We start from the raw sequence: 19,130 nt of genomic DNA, 5'->3' as shown, positions 1-19,130 counted from the left end.
TAAACTTATTTATCCAATTTTATCTTATAACTCTGGTTTGTAAAGAGTTTAATTTCAATCGAAGATCTTATCCTTTATAGAAGTATGTTTTTTCTGATTTTGAATAAATCAATAATTTTCAATATTTGACAGAACTGATCTTGAAAAAGTGACTTTCTTAGCTTGATTATATTCATTAGCTCCTTAAATATTTATATACAAAAAATGCAACCCCTAAATGAGATTGCGTTCTTATATTATATTAAATTAATTCTAAAACCTACAGCCAAATGAAATGCCTGATCTTATGTCAAACCATTTTGAATCCAAATCAATCAAGGCTCCAGTAGCAGTAGTCGTTACTTTATAATCTAACAAACTAATGTCTAAGTCCTCAATGTCACGTTTCAACTGCGTCTACGCTGACGTAGTGACTACTCTTCCGGATTTTCCCGTAATCGTTCCAGTTGCACCACCATAATGCCATCCGATAAACCAAACATCCAAAATCCAATTGTCCTTTCTACCCAACAACCATTGTGCTCCAATCATCAAACCAACATTATTGGAAGTTGCTTTCCCATTGAAAGCAATCGGAATTTTTTCTCCCGAAACTGCTGGATCTTCTGATTTATAATTATAAGTAAGATTATCTACGTTGAAATGAAAATATCTGTAATATGGAGCAATGTAAAAACCGTGACCATAACCACGACCTAAATATATTCTTGGCTCTAAAGTAAAATTACTCCCGCCCATCTTATATTATTAACGTTCTCGTCTTTGATATATTCATCAACCAATGAAACTTGCCCAGTTGGAATGAATCCATAAGAAACCTGAACTCCAAGGCGTTTTGTAATCGTTCTTTCGAAAGCGAATTGATAATTTCTAAATGCAATAGAAGTCAAGTTGACTTTTATTAGATTTCTCTTTTTGTCTTGATTATCAGTATTTATTTCTTGAGATTTTACAACAAACAAACATCAACATAACCAATATCTTATTCATAACTTTTAGTTTTTGCCATATTTATAAGATAATTGAATTATGAATAATAATTACATTTAAACTATTTTAACTCTAATTTTGAAAAATAATTTTCGAGTTCACGTCTCTGTTTTGTTGTCAAATTAGCTTTGGGATGATAACTAATATAAGAAGGCAATGGCATTTGAAGTTCGTGAACTGAACTTATCGTTTTCTCAATAGCATTCTTCTTAAGATCTTTATTGTAAGTTCCCCACTCAGAAAGGTTGAGATGCTCACGACCTTCATTAATATGATCTTTTATTGTCCAGGAAATTGGAGCAACATAAGCATAATTCGGATATTCTACTTCATTGGAATGACAATCGTAGCAGGCATTCTTCAAAATCGATTTGATATTCTCCGGCGTTTTATAAATATCAACAAAATTATTGCGTTTATCAACAGCTTTGTTTTCTCTATCAACAGGAACCAATTGTATTGCCACAAAAACAACAGCTATCCAAAAAATTATCTTTTTCAATTCGTTGGTTGTTCATCTAAAGTTACATCCCAATTTTCATTAATCTCCCACATCGGGCGGACATTAATCTTGGTCATGGCATCTTTGCTTCCAGTTTTTTTGAACAGATAAGCATCTTCTGCCAAAGTCTCATCGGCAAAATTGGAATTATCCCAAGTTCCGTTTCCATTATTATCAACTAAAATCCGCAGTTTATAAGAAGCTGGTTTTAGATTAACAAATTTGACCTCCGACTGATCCGTATATCTTTGGTAAACCACATCGTTTTTATCATCAAGAAGTTGAATCCAAAATTTCTGATTCGGCAAATTGATGATACGAGCTGTAAAACTTCCGAAATCTTCTGGTTTTGCCACCTCAAAATCAAAACGAACACTTTCACTAGAACGATTGAAGTATGAAACCACTGTATTTTTCGGAACTGTTAATTGGTATTTTTTTCCTGTGATGAAATTAGATTTCACAATCACTTGCGTAGAATCTAATTCCGAGATTCTTGCTGTGAAATCCTGAGCAATACTATCGGATTCCAATTTCCAGTTTTCCGGTTGGATTCTATTGATAATATAATTGGATGAAAATCTAAAGTCCGTTTCTGGCGCCAACTTATTGGAGAATGGATTAGCGATTGTCATTTCATCTTTCGCTGGTTTTTTATAAAATAGAGAAACCGTGTCTTGCTTAGAATCTGTATCGTAAGAAAATTTAAGATTTTCACTGACTGTAGCTCCAATGTTTTCTTTCGCAGCATCAAACCAAATCCTTACAGAATCTGATCTTAGTTTATGTGTGACTTTATAATCAGCAGGTTTTTCGCCAACTCTTTTTACAATTACTTTTTCAGGATTACCTTCGAAACTCATTACAACACCACCAACAGAAGCCACCATTTCTTTATACTTGATAGCTTTTTTAGAAGGGAAAATTTTAAGTTTCATTCCAGAAATACTTGACTCAAGATTAATTTCTTGCTTTTGAAAAGCTACACTTTCTTTTCCTAAATCGTAAATGGAGTTATTATTCTCATCATCAAAACCAACAATTCTATATTTTCCTGGCGTAAGATAATTCAGTTCAAAATAACCATCTGGATCCGCTTTCGTTATATAGTAAGGTTTTTGGCGGTAATTCATCGTATCTTTAACCTGATAAAGTCCGATTACCAGATTTCTATCTTTCCCTTCCGAGTTTTTTTCATTACCCAACGCATCAGAAATAGTTCCGCTGATATATGTATCATCCAATTTTTCTCCTGTAGAAAAAGCAAAATTGAAATAAGGCAAAGGATTACTCTCATTAAGATCCACCACCGAATTTCCAAAATTGAAATTATAAGTTGTATTGGCTTGCAAAGTATCTTTCCACTCTATTTCCAGATATTTGTTTCCCATAGAAGAAGGAATAATCTTGGTATATTGAATTGGAGGTGAAATAATAAGATTTTTACTTACGTCTTTCAACATAATATACTCATTAAAATCAATTCTAAGTTTTTTGAGATTTCTTGAAACATTGATTCTTGTTGTATCGATATTTGATCCTATCATTTTTGGAGGAATAGAATCTTTGTTGCCACCAACCGGCGAACCAACTCTGGCACAACTTACCAAAACCAACGATGCAAAAAGCCAAAGAAGAAACTGCTTCATTATTAAATTATGATGTTAGATTTTAGAAATTAGCCTAAAATCAATTTTACTTAAACGCAAAAATAAGCAAACTTTGAGACAAAATGCTTTCGTGAATTGTAAAGTAAGTTAAATTGAAAATAAAAAATGAGTTTTAAAATTAAAACTCATTATAGATGTACTTCAAAATATCTTTATCCGTTTCGGTTATTGCAATTTTTCTGCGTTCCATTGCTTTTTCTGCAACTTCGTAAGATTTTTCGAGTTTGAATTTCTCATCACCTTTCATTCCGCCCCAAGAAAAACTATCTACTAAGTTTGGTGGAAAACCAGATTTGAAAATATTAGCTGCGACGCCGACAACAGTTCCTGTATTTAATTGTGTATTGATTGCAGTTTTGGAATGATCACCCATTATCAGCCCACAAAATTGCAAACCTGTATCAAGAAACCTTTTCTTTCTATAATTCCAAAGTTTTACCGAAGCGTAATTATTTTTAAGATTTGATGAATTGGTATCTGCGCCCAGATTACACCATTCTCCAATCACAGAATTACCTACAAAACCATCGTGACCTTTGTTTGTATAACCGAAAATCACAATATTATTAACTTCACCACCTACTTTTGAATATGGACCAATCGTAGTTCCGCCATATAATTTGGTTCCAAGGTTAATTTTTGATTCTTCGCAAAGTGCTAATGAACCTCGGATATTAGAACCTTCCATAATCTCGGCATTTTTTCCAATGTAGATTTTTCCGGTTTTGCAATTGAGGGTTGAAAATTCTATCGTTGCGCCTTCTTCTATAAAGAGATTTTCTTTTTCTCCGACAAATCCATTACTTGAAGACAATTCTTGAGAAGTTCTGCCCTCTGTCAACAATTTGAAATCAAAATCGATGGCTTTATCATTATAAGAAAAAATGTCTGTGGCTTTCTCGATGAAAAATAATTTCTCGTGAATATCCGTCATTTTATTGATTTGATTCAATGAAAAATTCTCCATATTAATGTTTGCTACCAAAACTTCATTCTCATAAACCAAAGCTTCACCGGGCTGAAGTTCTTTAATTTGCTTCAAAACCTCGTCTGAAGGGAAGAAATTCGGAACAATGAAAAGACTTTGCTTTGGTTCCGGCTTTTTGAATTTGTCCTGAAGATAGTTTTCTGTAATGTAAAAAACCTCATTAATATCCAGCAATTTTTTCCATCTTTCTGAGAAAGTCAGGATTCCCATTCGCATTTCTGCAACTGGTCTTGTAAAAGTTAGTGGAAGAAAATCTTCCCAATATTGTGCGTCTGAGAATACTAATTGCATTATTAAGATTTTAGATTTTAGATTTTAGATTTTAGATTATTTTGAGGTTTGGAGAATTCTAACACCTCATATCTAACTTCTAATCTCTAGTTCAGCAAAAATAATAAAAAAAAGCCTCTCGGAAATCCGAAAGGCTTTGATATTTGCAAAAATTGACTAAGATTACTTAGCGAATTTTTTGTATTTGTTCATAAACTTATCAACTCTACCAGCAGTATCAACTAATTTAGTTTTACCTGTGTAGAAAGGGTGAGAAGTTGAAGAGATTTCCATTTTGATTAATGGATATTCAGTTCCTTCGTACTCGATAGTATCTTTAGTTTCAGCTGTAGATTTGCAAAGGAACATTTCTTCGTTGCTCATATCTTTGAAAACTACTAATCTATAATTTTCCGGGTGTATGCCTTGTTTCATTTGGATATACTTTTTTTTAATTATCAAATGTCACCTTTCGGTTTCATTTTCAGAAGTTTAAAATTTGTTATAATATGAGCATCGGATGTAATGGATCCTAACTCTGGTTTTGAGGATGCAAAAATATGAAAACTTTTTTATTTTGCAAACATTTATAAATAAATTTAATCATTTAAAAATAATACAAAGCTAGCAAACAGAAGTTTTGTAGAAAATATAGTTAACAGAAAGGATGCTACGCTTGTGGCAGAGATAGAAATTTCAAACTTAATTAAAAGAAGTGTGTCATATCCGTTGATCTTTACACAGGCAGCTAATTAAAGATAATTAATTTAATCTCCGAATGAAAAACAAAACCGCCTTCCAAATTGTGAAGGCGGTTTTGTTTTTCATTTTTATTTATTTTTAAATTGATTGATGGCATTCACAGTAAAATCCGATAGAACAAGATTCCCACTGATTCCGGCTCGCTCGGATAATAAATCATCCCAATTCTCTGTTCCTTTCCAGAAAATTTCTTTAAGTTGAGACATCGCTTCTGGATTTGAAGATGCTAATTTTTCCGCCAGAATTTGAATTTCCGCATCCATTTCTTCGGGTGTCTCATAAACATCCTGATACATACTCTTTTCTTGCGCCCATTCTGCGGAGTAAAACTCAGTCGCATTAATCGCTAATTGTGCAAAAGACGACGCTCCGATTTTCTTTTCTACAACAGGTCCTATCACGAAAGGTCCGATCCCAACAGCCAATTCGCTAAGTTTTACAGAAGCATTTTCTGTAGCAAAAGTATAATCCGCAGCGCAAGCAATTCCAACGCCTCCACCAACAGCTTTTCCGTGGATTCTGGCAATAATTAATTTTGAAGATTTTCTCATTGCATTGATGACATTAGCGAAACCAGAAAAGAATGTTTTCCCAGTTTCGAAATCTTTGATTGAGATCAATTCGTCAAAAGATGCGCCTGCACAAAAGGTTTTTTCGCCTCCACTTTTTAGAATAATGACTTTGACCTCATCATTTTTACTGAGGTTATTAATTTCTTCTACTAGATTTCTAAGTTGTGAACTCGGCATCGAATTACTCTGAGGATGAAAAAACTCGATAGTTCCTATTCCGTTTTCTATGTTTGATTTTACGTAAGCTTCCATTTTATTAAATTAAATGATTTAGAAATTCAGAGATTAAGCAATTTTTGAATCTCTAATTTAAGTTCTATTTAAACTGAAGTCGTCTGCAAAAAAGATTGACTTCGTCGAATCACTCCGTTAGGTTTGGGAGCAGAAGGCAGATTAAGCTGCCCAAATAATTATTCTTGATTAATTTTCTTCACCATCGTCAAAATTGTTGCAATTGCGACAGTTTCTCCAGTTTCGTCGTAAACATCAACTAACCAGCGAACAATTCCTTTGGCAATATCTTCTTCGTCTCGTTTTTCCTGATTGATTTTTTCTTTGCAAGTAAATTTCACACCAATCGTCATTCCAGGATAAACAGGTTTCACAAAACGACATTCGTCCAAACCATAATTCAGTAAAACAGGACCTTTTCTCGCATCAACAAACAAACCTGCAGCTTTACTTAGAATGAAATATCCGTGAGCCACTCTACCTTCGAAGATTGTTCCTTCCAACGATGTCGCATCCATATGTGCATAGAAATTATCACCGGAAACATTAGCAAAATTGGTAATATCAGATTCTGTAACCGTATGTTTTGCCGTGATATAAGTTTCGCCGATTTTCAGTTCTTCAAAATGTTTTCTGAATGGATGAATGTTATCTTCCCATTGTTTTCCGCCATATTGATATTGCTGTGTAATATGTGTCAAAGTCGTTGGCGAACCTTGGATGGCTGTGCGTTGCATATAATGAAGAACACCACGTTTTCCTCCCATTTCTTCTCCACCGCCGGCTCTTCCTGGGCCTCCGTGAATCAGCATTGGCAAAGGCGAACCGTGACCAGTACTTTCTTTTGCACAATCAGAATTGAGAACCAAAATTCGTCCGTGCATAGACGCGGCTCCAATAACAAAATCTCTTGCAAAATCGTCATCAGCCGTCACAACCGAACAACAAAGCGAACCTTTTCCCATTCTCGCCAATTCAATCGCTTCATCCAAATTATTGTAAGGGATAATTGTACTCACAGGTCCGAAAGCTTCGATATTATGACAATCTGTATATTTAAACGGGTCTGAATTAAGGAATAAAATCGGAGAAATAAATGCACCTTTATTTTTGTCCGCACCTTTCACTTCGAAATTATCCAGATTTCCAAAAACTATTTCTTGAGTTTTGGATAATTCCTGAACTTTCTCGGAAACTTCTTTCACTTGGTCTTTGTTTGCTAATGCACCCATTCTCACGCCTTCAACATTCGGATCGCCGATGATAACACGTGAAAGTCTTTGTCCAAGAGCAATCTGAACATCTTCAACCAAATCTGCAGGAACTAATAATCTTCTGACTGCCGTACATTTTTGTCCAGCTTTAGTTGTCATTTCTCGGGTTGCTTCTTTGATGAATAAATCAAATTCTGCAGTTCCAGGTTTTGAATCTTCGCCTAAAACCATTGCGTTCAAAGAATCTGCTTCAAGATTGAACGGAACAGATTCTTCAACAATTTTCGGATGTGCTTTCAGCATTTTTCCTGTTGAAGCCGAACCCGTAAACGTCACAACATCTTCCATTGTCACATTTTCCAGAATTCCGTTGGCTGAACCGCAAATTAATTGCAGACTTCCTTCAGGTAAAATTTGGGAAGCGATGATTTCTTTAACGACAACTTCTGTCAAAAAGCTTGTTGCTGTTGCTGGTTTCACAATTGCTGGAACTCCGGCCAAAAGATTGACCGCAATTTTCTCCAACATCCCCCAAACCGGAAAATTAAAAGCATTAATATGAATAGCAACACCTCGCTTTGGTGTGCAAATATGATGTCCGATGAAAGTTCCTTCCTTCGAAAGTTTAACTGAATCGCCATCTATATAATAAGGTAAGTCCGGAAATTGTCTTCTCAACGAAGCATTCGAAAATAAATTTCCAATCCCACCTTCTATGTCCACCCAAGAGTCCGCTTTGGTTGCGCCCGTTGCCCAGCTTACTTTATAGAAAATATCTTTCTTTTCCATCAGATGAAAAGCCAGTTTCTTCAACATTAATCCTCTTTCCTGGAATGTCAATTTTCTCAAAGCCGGACCTCCAGTTTTTCTGGCATAATCCATCATTTCGCCAAAATCTAAACCTTTGGAAGTTGCCGTTGCTACCAATTCTCCATTGATAGAATTATATAAAGCCTGCCCTTCTCCTTCTCCTTTTATCCATCTGCCGAGCGCGTAATTTTCTAGTTGCATATTTTTTAGAATTTAGAGGTTAGAATTTAGAATTTAGAGGTTAGATGAGACATGTCTAACATCAAATTTCTAGCTTCTAATATCTTTGTTTTTAAACTTTCTCAATAATCACCGCAAAACCTTGCCCCAAACCTACACACATTGTTGCGAGCGCATATCTTTTATCTTGGTTATGAAGTTCATACATCGCAGAATTCAGGATTCTTGCGCCACTCATTCCAAGCGGATGACCAAGTGCAATGGCGCCACCGTTCGGATTGATTCTGGAATCGTTGTCATCTAATCCCCACGCTCTGATGCAGGCTAAACTTTGTGCAGCGAAAGCTTCATTTAATTCAATAATATCGATATCATTAAATGTCAATCCAGCTTTTTGTAATGCTAATTCAGCTGCTTTTACCGGACCAATTCCCATAAACTTTGGTTCAACACCAACCACAGCACTCGAAACAATTCTAGCTTTCGGCATTAATCCAAATTCTTTTATCGCATTTTCCGAAGCTAATAAATTAACCGCTGCACCGTCATTCAATCCTGAAGCATTTCCTGCAGTAACGGTTCCATCTTTTTTGAAAGCAGTTCTCAATTTTGATAAACCTTCTAAAGTTGTATCGTTTTTTGGAAACTCGTCTTTATCAAAAATCAAATCTTCGCCTTTTCTTTGTGGAATATTAAAAGCGACAATTTCTTGAGACAATCTTCCGTTTTCCTGTGCAACTTTAGCTTTCTGTTGAGAATTAAAGGCAAATAAATCTTGGTCTTCTCTGGAAATATTATCTCGTTCAGCCAAGTTTTCTGCCGTTTCGCCCATTGCGTCAACGCCGTACATTTCTTTCATTTTAGGATTAATGAATCTCCAGCCGAATGTCGTATCATAGATTTTAGCATCGCCACCAAAAGGACTTTCGGATTTTGAAATGACTAATGGCCCGCGCGTCATATTCTCCACACCACCGGAAATCATCAAATCAGCATCGCCAACTTTAATTGCTCTCGAAGCATTAATAGCCGCTGACAAACCAGAAGCGCAAAGTCTATTAACTGTTTCGCCAGGAACGTGATAATCCAAACCTGACAACAAAGCCGACATTCTTGCAATGTTTCGGTTGTCTTCGCCTGCTTGATTAGCACAACCTAAAACAACATCGTAGATTCTGCTTTGGTCGATGGTCGGGTTTCTTTCCAATAGTTTTTTGATGACAAAAGCCGCCATATCATCGGGACGAACAGAAGATAAACTTCCTTTCAGTTTTCCGATTGGCGTTCGGACGCCGTCTATTATATATACTTGGTTCATTTTTATAATTGATTAATGATAATCGATAAATGATTTAGTTACTGTAATTTTAATTAACCACATAGGCACATAGAGGTAAAAATAAAATTATTTAAAATTGAGAAGAAATAGTTTGCTTGGACTATTTAAACTCAATCAAGAAAAACTATGTGTCTTTGTGGTTTAAATATTATTTATAAAAATTTTTATTTTGTTTTACTAAATTTCTAATGATTGGACTGCATCTATAGCGGTCTTCGTGATAGTAGTTATAAAGTTGGTCTAATTCTTTTTCGAGATTTTCCAAACCAAATTCATCAGCCCATAGTAATAATCCTTTTGGATAATTCACGCCTTTTGTCATTGCCAAATCGATGTCTTCTGCTGATGCGATGTTCAAGAAATAAGCGTCTGCAGCTTCGTTCATCAACATTACCAGAATTCTTTTGAATATTAATTCTAACAATTCCGGATTTTCATTGGGTTTTGGTTGTTCAGCATTTGGGGAATAATCATAAAATCCTCTTCCCGATTTCCTTCCGAAAAATCCAGCTTCGAATAATCTTTTTTGTGTGAATGATGGTTTGAATTTCGGATCGTAGAAGAACTCTTTAAAAACACTTTCTGTCACTCTATAATTGACATCGTGACCAATGAAATCCATCAATTGAAATGGTCCCATTCTGAATCCACCTAAACTTGTCATTGCAAAATCAATCGTCGCACAGTCAGCAATTCCTTCTTCCAAAATTCGGATAGCTTCTCCGTAAAAAGGTCTCGCCACACGATTGACGATAAATCCAGGTGTATCTTTTGCAATTACAGGAAGTTTCTTCCAGCTTTCCACTAAAGTTTTCGTTTTCGAAATTAAATCTTTATCTGTTTGGACAGCAGGAATAATTTCAACTAAAGCCATCAAAGGCGCAGGATTGAAAAAATGAATTCCAATCACACGATTTGGTTTTTGACAAGCCGATGCAATCGATGCAATCGATAAAGATGAAGTATTGGTCGCCAAAATGCAATCTTCCGAAACTAAGCTTTCTAATTTTTGAAACAATTCTTTTTTGATTTCCAAATCTTCAACAATCGCTTCGATGATTAATTCGGAAGCTTTTAATTCCGATAATTTATCGCTCAATCGAATATTATCGAAATAAGTTTCCGCTTCTTCATAAGTCAGCTTTCCTTTTTCTGCTAATTTCTGAAACTGAGCTTCCAGATTTTGTCCGGCTTTTTCTACGACAATCGGATTGCTGTCATACAACAAAACTTGATTTCCAGCTGTTGCCAAAACCTGTGCAATTCCGCTTCCCATCGCACCGCTACCGACTATTCCTATTTTCATTCTTCTTTGTAAAAGGTATTTATGTAAAAAGTACAATGACTTTTTTATTTTAAACGCACAAGACACAAAGTCTTATTGTCAATTATTTGTTTATAAGATGTATCCTCAATATTATTAACGAACCCTGAACTTGGTTTCCAATATCTTTCAAATTTTACTAATTCCGCATCAGATATAATTCTACTTATCTCCTTAATTAAATAAAGTATCCTATTTTCATTATCTAAAAATAAATTTTTGTTTAATACAATCGTTATCCCATTATTTATATCTTCAGAATAAATACTCGCGAAAAATTTTGGAAGCTCATCTTTTTTGTAAAATAAATTCCAATCTGGACTCCATATTTCCGTATTTTGAAATTGTAATTTTTTATCAGAATAATCGCTGGCTTTATATTTTTTTGTCCACTTCCTATTGTTTTCAAGATTCCATTTCACCCTCCCAAAACCTAACCATTTATTTTCAAATTCAAAGGATTGAAAAGTTCTAATACAAGCTTGATTATTTAAATTTAATTCATTTAACAACTTATCAAAAACAGTAAATAAGTTTTGCCAATTCTCCCAATCATCTATTTTATAATTAGAAATTGTATTTATATTAAAAACAATATGTTTTGGTACTATAACTTTCTCTAATTCCTTTTTAATTTGATTTTTAATGTTTACCAAAATCCCTTTTGTTTTCTTCATTTTCAAATTAAGTTAATGACATTTAAAATAATCAAAAGGTTCTCTGCAATCATCACATTGATATAATGCTTTACACGATGTGGAACCAAACTGACTTACCAAATGTGTATATTTTGAGCCACAAAGCGGACACTCGACCTCATCTGTTTTTGAGAATAATTCGTCATTATTTTTTGAGTAGACAGGTGGTGCGATGCCGTAAGCTTTTAGTTTTTGTTTTCCTTCTTCCGTCATCCAATCGGTGGTCCAAGCTGGACTCAATTGATTAGTTAATCTAATATTATTGAAACCTTTTTCAATCAGTTTCATTCTGATAGCCATATTAATCATCGATGTTGCGGGACAGCCGGAATAAGTTGGCGTTACCACAATTTCGATTTCGTCTTCATTGAGATTCACATCGCGGATAATTCCCAAATCCAAAAGATTGAGAACGGGAACTTCCGGGTCTGGAACTTCTTCTAATATTTGCCAGATATGTTCTTCTGTGACTGTCATTTTTGTTTTTATCGCAAAGGCACAAATAATTTTTATTAATTCAATGTTTTAAGTCGCAAAGTTGTAAGCGACGTTTTGCGACTTATAACAGTGCTGTGTTCACAACACTTGCGCATTTGCGTTATAATCTACCATTCCATATTAGGATAAGTGCGTTGCATCATTTGCATTTCTGCTAAGATGTAACCCATTTTTTCGGTGTGTTTTCCGTCTTTTCCACCGGTTAATTGTCTAGATTTTGAGAAATCAACAGACAACGTTGCTTCATTTAAGATTTCCAGAACTTTGGTTTCCCATTTAGTTCGGAAAGTTCTGATATCAGGAATCATATTTTGTTCAATTAATTCTAATTCCCAGTTGGTTGGAATGAACATCTCGTCTGTGAAATCAATAATACTTTCAACTGATTTTTGAATTTTGTTATGACTTTCTTCTGTTCCATCGCCTAAACGAATCATCCATTCACTACTCCATTTTAAATGATAGGTCGCTTCTTTCAAAGATTTTTCAGCAATGGAAGCGAGTTTCAAATCAGAATGATTTTTCAGCTCGGTCAATAATATATGATGATAAGCATCGAAGAAAAACTGTCTCGCAATCGTATCTCCGAAATGTCCGTTCTCCCTTTCAACTAAAAGTAAATTTCTGAATTCGCGTTCGTTTCTAAGAAAAGCTAAATCATCTTCTGATTTTCCTTCATTCTGAATTTCGGCGGCATACTGATAATAGTTGGAAGATTCTCCCAACAAATCCAAAGCGATGTTGGACATTGCAATATCCTGCTCCAAGACTGGTCCTTTGCCGCACCATTCGCAAAGACGTTGTCCGAGAATCAGGCTTGTGTCTGCGAGATGCAGAATATAATTGAGCCAATTGTTTTGATTATTTTCCATTTTAATGTACCAATATATCAGTGCTTCGCACCTTTTTTAATATATCCATTTTTTTTCTACCAATATTTCGCAACTTCGTCGCTTCCTATTACATATTCTTTACTTCTTCCGGAACGTGGTAAAATGTTGGATGGCGGTAAACTTTATCTTCCGAAGGTTCATAAAATGCCTCAGAATCATCGGGGTTGGTGGCGTGAATATGCTTGGATTCCACAACCCAAATGCTAACACCTTCCATCCTTCTTGTATAAACATCGCGTGCATTTTGTATTGCCATTTCTGCATCAGCAGCGTGAAGACTGCCCACGTGTTTGTGGTCCAAACCTTGTCTGCTCCTTATAAAAACCTCCCAAAGTGGCCATTCTGTATTTTGCATAGTATTAATTATTGAACTTTAATTTTATCGCAAAGGCGCAATATTTTTCTTTTTTATTCTGTTATAAGTCGCAAAGAATGATTTTTCGAATTAAGTTTTGCGGCTTAAAGCATCGATTTGTCAAATTAATTGCGCCTTTGCGTTACAAAAGATTAGACTGTTTTTCTATTTTGTTCTTCTCTTAATTTTCTTTTCTCGTGATAAGCGGTTGCGGCTTCTCTTACCCAAGCGCCGTCATCGAAGGCTTTTTTGCGGGTTTCGATTCTTTCTTTGTTACAAAGTCCGTTGCCTTTGACCACTTTCCAAAATTCATCCCAATCGATTTCTCCGAATTCGTAATGTCCGGTTTCTTCATTGAATTTCAAATCTGGGTCTGGAATTGTCAAGCCCAGATATTCAGCCTGTGGCACGGAAACATCTACGAAACGCTGTCTCAGCTCGTCATTAGTGAAACGTTTGATTCGCCATTTCATTGACAATTCTGTATTTCCGGAGTCTGCGTCTTTTGGTCCGAACATCATTAGAGTCGGCCACCACCAGCGGTTGAATGCATCCTGAGCCATCGCTTTTTGTTCCGGCGAACCTTGGCAAAGCTTCATCATCAGCTCGTAACCTTGTCTCTGGTGGAAACTTTCTTCTTTACAAATCCTAACCATTGCTCTGGCATAAGGTCCGTAAGATGCTCTGCAAAGTGGCACTTGATTCAGAATTGCAGCACCATCAACCAGCCAGCCGATTGCACCCATATCTGCCCAAGTCAAAGTTGGATAGTTGAAAATGCTGGAATATTTGGCTTTTCCAGAATGTAAATCGTTGATGGTTTCATCTCTCGTAACGCCCAAAGTTTCAGCAGCACAATAGAGATAAAGCCCGTGTCCGGCTTCGTCCTGAACTTTTGCCAGCAGGATTTTCTTACGATTCAAAGTTGGTGCACGCGTAATCCAGTTGGCTTCCGGCAACATCCCGACAATCTCGGAATGGGCGTGCTGGGAAATCTGACGAATCAAGGTTTTTCTGTACGCATCCGGCATCCAGTCTTTGGGTTCGATGCGGATTTCGCTGTCTATTTTATTCTGAAAATGTTCTTCTAAATTGATTTCTGTTGTTTCCATAATGTTTTTGTTTAATGGAATTTATTTAAACGCAAAGAGCGCAAAGTTTTATATTTATTCTAATGTTTTTAAGTTCGCAAAGGCGTAAACTCAGCAAAGAATTTTTAAATATTATTTTTCATTTTGCCATTTGAAATCTTCTTCATTACTTGAAATTTTCCTTCTAAAAGACTTTCCATCTTTAATTTTCCAACTTGTCGTATAAGTTCCTGCACCGTCAGAAAAGTATCCATATAAAATATAAAAGTCTTTTTCTTTTTTAATTTTAAAATGATTTTTGTCTAATTCTTCACCATTACTGGGATTGAACATTTGCGATACATCAAGTTTAATATATTTTTCATCAATATAAATTGTTAGACTTTTTAATTCATTTTTTGGTAAATCCATTTTGAAATCAGAGCCATACCAATCATTATCATCAATTTTACAGATATACTTTGCATCTTGATTTTCACAATATTCTATCTTATGGTTTTCAGAACTAAAATCTTTTATTCTCCAAATCAAGTAAATGTTATTTGTCAAATCAATCTTTCCTGATTTAGAATTTTTAAACTCATTTACTCTTTCATTCCAAGTTTCAACTTGCCTTTCTCTAATTTTCTCTTCATTAAAATAATATCTTTGAAAAGCAAATAAACCAAGTAGAATCAATAACAAAGTTCCTATAGAAATTATGACAATTTTCTTCATTGATTAATTCTTCAAACTACTTAATATCAAAATTCACAACCACTTCCTCCGACCTCGGATGCGCTTGGCAAGACAAGATAAATCCTGCCGCAATCTCATCCGGTTCGAGAGAATAATTGATATCCATTTCTACTTCGCCTTTTTCTAATTTACATTTGCAAGTCGCACAAACACCGCCTTTGCAAGCGTAAGGTAAATCGGCTCCGTTTTGTAAAGCCGCATCCAAAATCGTTGGTCCGTGATAAGCTAAATCCAATTTCAAAGCAGTTGCATCCAATTTCACAGTGACTTTACTGAAATCATCATTGGATTTATTGACTGCTTGCTCGTGTTCTTTTTTCTTTTCTGCAGACGCTGCACTGAAAAATAATTCAAAATGAATTTTCTTAGCTTCGACACCGGATTGGATTAAAGTATCTCTCACACTCAGAATCATTTCTTCTGGTCCGCAAAGGAAAACCTCATCGATTTTTTCTGCTGGAATAATATTCTTGATAAAAGATTCTGCTTTTTCAGAATTGATTCTTCCGCTCAACAAATCGGCATCTGCAACCTCTCGGCTGAGAATGTGATAAATGCTCAATCGTTCCATAAAACGGTTTTTCAAAGCTTCAATTTCTTCTTTGAAAATAATCGTTCCCTTATTTTTGTTCCCGTAAATCAGAATAAACTGACTTTGCGGTTCATTTTTTAAAACAGATTTTATAATAGAAATAATTGGAGTAATTCCGCTTCCTGCAGCAAAAGCCACATACATTTTTTTGTTTTCGGGATTGAGTTCTGTGTAGAATTTTCCCATTGGAGGCATTACTTCCAGAACGTCGCCTTCCTTCAGGTTTTCGTTCATAAAAGAAGAGAACAAACCTTCGGGAACTTTTTTAACAGCGACTCTCAATTCGCCTTCGCACGGACTTGCACAAATCGAATAAGAACGACGGAGTTCCTGCTCGCCATTCATTTGTCGGAATGTCAAATATTGTCCTTGCGTGAATTTGAATTGTTCCATTAATTCTGCTGGAACATCAAAACTCACAGAAACACAATCTGATGTTTCTTTCTTGACTTTTTTTACTTTTAAAGGGTGAAAAATTACTGACATTTTATTTTAAACGCAAAGTGCGCTAATTTTTTTTGATTTACTTTATGTTTAAGTTCGCAAAGCCGCTTACGCTTAGCTAAGATTTGAATTTAATTATTCAAACCATTCATTAATAATGTTTTCAAATCTTCTTCCAATTCCTGTGGGGTGATTTCTCGACTTGGTTTGTACCAGAGTTCTATCCACCTTAAGGAAGATAACATTGTGAAAAGCGCGACGGAAACATTCATTTTTTTGAATTCTCCGTTTTCCATTCCTTGTTCTATAATATTCGCAAAGCTTTTTTCGTAGGACTTTCTGATTTGCTTGTATTGATTTTTCTTCTCTTCAGAAAGATATTTCCAATCGTTATTCGCTACAGAAACCGATGCTGAATCCTCAATAATCAGCTGAACGTGAAGCCCGATAATGGCTCTCAGTTTATTCTGAAAACTTTGATTCGTATTTTCGATTTCCTGTAATTGAGAAATATATTGATTGGCAATTTTGAAACAAATCAATTCCAGAATTTCGTCTTTGGATTTGATGTGATTGTACATACTTGCCGCTTCCATTCCCACTTTTTCAGCCAAGTCACGCATACTGGTTCCACCGAATCCTTTCTCTTTGAAAAGTTTTGCAGCTTCTGCTAAAATCAATTCTTTTTTATTGATTTTGATTTTGTTTGGAATTATTTCTGTTTCCATATTTTTAATGCCAAGTGCGCAAAGTTTTTTTTACTTTATTGAAAATATTTTTTAAGGTTCGCAAAGTCGCTAACGCTCAGCTAAGTTTTGAATTCAAATTTTACAAAATCTATCAACTGACAACCAAAAACCATCAACTAATATCTCAACAATTGTTCTATTTCTTTAATTAATTTTTCGGTGTTCGGCAGCATTTCTTTCTCCAATTCGGAATTGATAGGAATTGCAGGAAGATTTTTTGCTCCAATCACTTTTACCGGTGCGTCCAAGTGTCTGAAACAATTTTCATTGATTCTCGCCGCCAAACTTTGAGCAAAACTATTATTTACAGGTTCTTCTGTCAAGACGATGCATCGGTTATGTTTTTTCACACTTTCGAAAACTCGGTTTTCATCCAAAGGTGCAAGTGTTCTTAAATCTATAATCTCGATTTGATTATCAAATTGCTTAGCTGCATTCGAAGCCCAATAAACGCCCATTCCGTAAGTAATAATTGTTAAAGTTGGTCTGTTTTGCTGATTATCGCAAAGCAAAACTTCTCTCGCTTTCCCGAATGGAATAACGTAATCTTCGTCTGGTTCTATCGTTTTTGCAGCTTCTGTTCCTTCGATTTTTGACCAATACAATCCTTTATGTTCCAGCATTACAACCGGATTCGGGTCGTAGAAAGCCGCTTTCATCAAGCCTTTCAAATCCGCGCCGGTTGAAGGATAAGCGATTTTTATTCCTTTGATATTGCACAAAACACTTTCCACCGAACTCGAATGATATGGTCCACCACTTCCGTAAGCACCAATCGGAACTCGGAGAATCATCGAAACCGGCCATTTTCCATTAGACAAATAATAACTTCTGGAAACTTCGGTAAATAACTGATTCAAACCTGGCCAAATGTAATCTGCGAATTGAACTTCGACAATCGGCTTCAAACCAACGGCGCTCATTCCAACAGTTGAGCCTACAATAAAGGCTTCCTGAATTGGTGTATTAAAAACTCGATTTTCTCCAAACTGAGCTGCTAAAGTAATCGCTTCACGGAAAACGCCACCTAATCTCAACCCAACATCTTGTCCATATAATAAAGCTTCCGGATGTTTCTGCATCAATTCTCTAATGGCAAATAATGCACAATCTACCATAACAGTTGGTATTTTCCCACTAGGAGAACGTTCTCCTTTTTCTATTGTAATTGGCGTTGGTGCAAAATCGTTCGTCAAAGCATCTTCCGGTTTCGGATCTTCAGCTAAAATTGCATTTTCAAAATCTGTTCTTACCAGATTCTGAACTTCATTTTCTATGTTTTCAACTTCTGAATCTTCTATACTGAATTCTGAAAGTTTATTTCTAAGTTTTATTAAAGGATCATTCTTCGCACATTCTTCCAAATCATCGCGATACCATTCTTTTCTGACGCCTGAAGTATGATGATTCAGCAACGGAACTTTCGCGTGAATCAACATTGGTCGTCTTTCTTCACGGATGATTCTGATGCATTCTTTTACGGTTTCGTATGATTTTATAAAATCAGTTCCGTCAATTGTTCTGGTTTCTATTCCGTTGAAACCTTGCATATATTTTGTGATGTCTTGCGCTCGGATTTCTTTTGCGCTGGCAGAGATATCCCATTCATTATCCTGAACCAAATAGAGAATCGGCAATTGTTTCAGAGCTGCCATTTGGAAAGCTTCAGAAACTTCACCTTCTGTACAACTTGCGTCGCCAAGGGAACAAACGGCGATTGGTTTTTCAGAAAAATTTTCAGCAATTCCTGTTTCTTCTTTGTACTTCATTCCCATTGCAATTCCGGTGGTTGGAATGGCCTGCATTCCTGTTCCGGAACTTTGATGAATCATCTTCGGAAAATCATCTCTTCGCAAACTTGGATGTGCATAATAAGTTCTACCGCCAGAGAATGGATCATCTTTTTTTGCTAAAAGCTGAAGCATCAACTCGTAAGGCGTGATTCCGATTCCGAGTAAAATTGAATCATCTCTATAATAAGGACTCACAAAATCTTGTGGCAACAATTGCATTCCCAAAGCCAACTGAATAGCCTCGTGTCCGCGGGAAGTGGCGTGAACGTATTTTGAAGTGATTTTTTTTTCTTGTTCAAACAAATCGCTCATCGTTTTTGCCGTAAACATCAAACGATAAGCAGATTTCAGTAAATCAGTCAGGCTAATTTCTTTGTTTAAAAAATGTCTTTTGGTCATTTCCATATTTAAACATTTGACATTCAAT

The 19,130-nt window shown here is 35.5% G+C and carries 19 protein-coding genes; all 19 read right to left on the bottom strand.

Going from position 1 to position 19,130, the window contains the following annotated elements; all coding sequences use genetic code 11:
- Window positions 1-396: 396 nt before the first annotated feature.
- The 19 genes from V7P73_RS03500 to V7P73_RS03410 all read right to left on the bottom strand — a co-directional run bounded on the left by V7P73_RS03500 (window position 397) and on the right by V7P73_RS03410 (window position 19,108).
- Window positions 397-738, bottom strand: a complete 342-nt coding sequence (locus V7P73_RS03500) for a hypothetical protein (protein WP_333851525.1) — start codon at window positions 736-738, stop codon at window positions 397-399.
- Complete coding sequence (locus V7P73_RS03495) at window positions 714-890, bottom strand: hypothetical protein (protein WP_333851524.1); 177 nt, start codon at window positions 888-890, stop codon at window positions 714-716. Before V7P73_RS03495 ends, V7P73_RS03500 begins: the two co-directional genes overlap by 25 nt.
- Before the next feature lie 161 nt (window positions 891-1,051).
- A complete protein-coding gene (locus V7P73_RS03490; protein WP_333851522.1) occupies window positions 1,052-1,492 on the bottom strand; it encodes a heme-binding domain-containing protein in 441 nt (146 codons plus the stop codon).
- A complete protein-coding gene (locus V7P73_RS03485; RefSeq protein ID WP_333851520.1) occupies window positions 1,489-3,141 on the bottom strand; it encodes an Ig-like domain-containing domain in 1,653 nt (550 codons plus the stop codon). Before V7P73_RS03485 ends, V7P73_RS03490 begins: the two co-directional genes overlap by 4 nt.
- A gap of 139 nt (window positions 3,142-3,280) precedes the next feature.
- Window positions 3,281-4,441, bottom strand: a complete 1,161-nt coding sequence (locus tag V7P73_RS03480; RefSeq protein ID WP_333851518.1) for a GlmU family protein — start codon at window positions 4,439-4,441, stop codon at window positions 3,281-3,283.
- 162 nt (window positions 4,442-4,603) lie between these two features.
- Complete coding sequence (locus tag V7P73_RS03475) at window positions 4,604-4,855, bottom strand: type B 50S ribosomal protein L31 (protein ID WP_089769305.1); 252 nt, start codon at window positions 4,853-4,855, stop codon at window positions 4,604-4,606.
- Between the two features lie 395 nt (window positions 4,856-5,250).
- The gene (locus V7P73_RS03470; RefSeq protein WP_333851515.1) at window positions 5,251-6,006 is read right to left on the bottom strand and encodes an enoyl-CoA hydratase/isomerase family protein; all 756 of its coding nucleotides are present in this window, start codon (window positions 6,004-6,006) and stop codon (window positions 5,251-5,253) included.
- A 158-nt stretch (window positions 6,007-6,164) separates the two neighbouring features.
- Complete coding sequence (paaZ, locus tag V7P73_RS03465) at window positions 6,165-8,210, bottom strand: phenylacetic acid degradation bifunctional protein PaaZ (RefSeq protein WP_333851513.1); 2,046 nt, start codon at window positions 8,208-8,210, stop codon at window positions 6,165-6,167.
- Window positions 8,211-8,301: 91 nt separating this feature from the next.
- Window positions 8,302-9,507: a 3-oxoadipyl-CoA thiolase gene (gene pcaF / locus V7P73_RS03460; protein WP_333851511.1), complete on the bottom strand. Its 1,206-nt coding sequence runs from the start codon at window positions 9,505-9,507 to the stop codon at window positions 8,302-8,304.
- 169 nt (window positions 9,508-9,676) lie between these two features.
- Window positions 9,677-10,834 carry a 3-hydroxyacyl-CoA dehydrogenase NAD-binding domain-containing protein gene (locus tag V7P73_RS03455; RefSeq protein WP_333851509.1) on the bottom strand — a complete coding sequence of 386 codons (1,158 nt, stop codon included), beginning with the start codon at window positions 10,832-10,834 and terminating at the stop codon, window positions 9,677-9,679.
- Between the two features lie 44 nt (window positions 10,835-10,878).
- Window positions 10,879-11,529, bottom strand: a complete 651-nt coding sequence (locus V7P73_RS03450; protein WP_333851507.1) for a hypothetical protein — start codon at window positions 11,527-11,529, stop codon at window positions 10,879-10,881.
- Between the two features lie 12 nt (window positions 11,530-11,541).
- Complete coding sequence (paaD, locus tag V7P73_RS03445; protein ID WP_333851505.1) at window positions 11,542-12,027, bottom strand: 1,2-phenylacetyl-CoA epoxidase subunit PaaD; 486 nt, start codon at window positions 12,025-12,027, stop codon at window positions 11,542-11,544.
- A 128-nt stretch (window positions 12,028-12,155) separates the two neighbouring features.
- Window positions 12,156-12,920 carry a 1,2-phenylacetyl-CoA epoxidase subunit PaaC gene (paaC, locus tag V7P73_RS03440; RefSeq protein ID WP_333851504.1) on the bottom strand — a complete coding sequence of 255 codons (765 nt, stop codon included), beginning with the start codon at window positions 12,918-12,920 and terminating at the stop codon, window positions 12,156-12,158.
- Window positions 12,921-13,008: 88 nt separating this feature from the next.
- Window positions 13,009-13,296, bottom strand: a complete 288-nt coding sequence (paaB, locus tag V7P73_RS03435; protein WP_063970555.1) for a 1,2-phenylacetyl-CoA epoxidase subunit PaaB — start codon at window positions 13,294-13,296, stop codon at window positions 13,009-13,011.
- A gap of 152 nt (window positions 13,297-13,448) precedes the next feature.
- Window positions 13,449-14,408 carry a 1,2-phenylacetyl-CoA epoxidase subunit PaaA gene (paaA, locus tag V7P73_RS03430; protein ID WP_333851496.1) on the bottom strand — a complete coding sequence of 320 codons (960 nt, stop codon included), beginning with the start codon at window positions 14,406-14,408 and terminating at the stop codon, window positions 13,449-13,451.
- Between the two features lie 111 nt (window positions 14,409-14,519).
- Window positions 14,520-15,104, bottom strand: coding sequence for a hypothetical protein (locus V7P73_RS03425; RefSeq protein WP_333851494.1), 585 nt, complete (start codon window positions 15,102-15,104; stop codon window positions 14,520-14,522).
- Between the two features lie 16 nt (window positions 15,105-15,120).
- Complete coding sequence (gene paaE / locus V7P73_RS03420) at window positions 15,121-16,203, bottom strand: 1,2-phenylacetyl-CoA epoxidase subunit PaaE (RefSeq protein ID WP_333851492.1); 1,083 nt, start codon at window positions 16,201-16,203, stop codon at window positions 15,121-15,123.
- Window positions 16,204-16,292: 89 nt separating this feature from the next.
- Window positions 16,293-16,889: a TetR/AcrR family transcriptional regulator gene (locus V7P73_RS03415; RefSeq protein ID WP_333851491.1), complete on the bottom strand. Its 597-nt coding sequence runs from the start codon at window positions 16,887-16,889 to the stop codon at window positions 16,293-16,295.
- Window positions 16,890-17,026: 137 nt separating this feature from the next.
- Entirely contained in the window at window positions 17,027-19,108 is a 2,082-nt protein-coding gene (locus V7P73_RS03410) for an alpha-ketoacid dehydrogenase subunit alpha/beta (RefSeq protein WP_333851489.1), read from the bottom strand.
- Between the last annotated feature and the right edge of the window lie 22 nt (window positions 19,109-19,130).

Origin of the sequence: Epilithonimonas sp. (assembly GCF_036780765.1) — a bacterium.
Lineage (GTDB): Bacteria > Bacteroidota > Bacteroidia > Flavobacteriales > Weeksellaceae > Epilithonimonas.
The sequence above is the reverse complement of the archived record's forward strand: the minus strand, read 5'-3'. Positions and strand labels throughout refer to the sequence as shown.

Bases quoted from the DNA above. Each gene is read 5' to 3' on its own strand.
- V7P73_RS03455 (WP_333851509.1), bottom strand. From the start codon at position 10,834: ATGAAAATAGGAATAGTCGGTAGCGGTGCGATGGGAAGCGGAATTGCA.
- V7P73_RS03480 (WP_333851518.1), bottom strand. From the start codon at position 4,441: ATGCAATTAGTATTCTCAGACGCACAATATTGGGAAGATTTTCTTCCA.
- V7P73_RS03500 (WP_333851525.1), bottom strand. From the start codon at position 738: ATGGGCGGGAGTAATTTTACTTTAGAGCCAAGAATATATTTAGGTCGT.
- paaB (WP_063970555.1), bottom strand. From the start codon at position 13,296: ATGCAAAATACAGAATGGCCACTTTGGGAGGTTTTTATAAGGAGCAGA.
- paaA (WP_333851496.1), bottom strand. From the start codon at position 14,408: ATGGAAACAACAGAAATCAATTTAGAAGAACATTTTCAGAATAAAATA.
- V7P73_RS03425 (WP_333851494.1), bottom strand. From the start codon at position 15,104: ATGAAGAAAATTGTCATAATTTCTATAGGAACTTTGTTATTGATTCTA.
- paaC (WP_333851504.1), bottom strand. From the start codon at position 12,920: ATGGAAAATAATCAAAACAATTGGCTCAATTATATTCTGCATCTCGCA.
- paaD (WP_333851505.1), bottom strand. From the start codon at position 12,027: ATGACAGTCACAGAAGAACATATCTGGCAAATATTAGAAGAAGTTCCA.
- V7P73_RS03470 (WP_333851515.1), bottom strand. From the start codon at position 6,006: ATGGAAGCTTACGTAAAATCAAACATAGAAAACGGAATAGGAACTATC.
- V7P73_RS03415 (WP_333851491.1), bottom strand. From the start codon at position 16,889: ATGGAAACAGAAATAATTCCAAACAAAATCAAAATCAATAAAAAAGAA.
- V7P73_RS03485 (WP_333851520.1), bottom strand. From the start codon at position 3,141: ATGAAGCAGTTTCTTCTTTGGCTTTTTGCATCGTTGGTTTTGGTAAGT.
- paaE (WP_333851492.1), bottom strand. From the start codon at position 16,203: ATGTCAGTAATTTTTCACCCTTTAAAAGTAAAAAAAGTCAAGAAAGAA.
- pcaF (WP_333851511.1), bottom strand. From the start codon at position 9,507: ATGAACCAAGTATATATAATAGACGGCGTCCGAACGCCAATCGGAAAA.
- paaZ (WP_333851513.1), bottom strand. From the start codon at position 8,210: ATGCAACTAGAAAATTACGCGCTCGGCAGATGGATAAAAGGAGAAGGA.
- V7P73_RS03410 (WP_333851489.1), bottom strand. From the start codon at position 19,108: ATGGAAATGACCAAAAGACATTTTTTAAACAAAGAAATTAGCCTGACT.
- V7P73_RS03475 (WP_089769305.1), bottom strand. From the start codon at position 4,855: ATGAAACAAGGCATACACCCGGAAAATTATAGATTAGTAGTTTTCAAA.
- V7P73_RS03450 (WP_333851507.1), bottom strand. From the start codon at position 11,529: ATGAAGAAAACAAAAGGGATTTTGGTAAACATTAAAAATCAAATTAAA.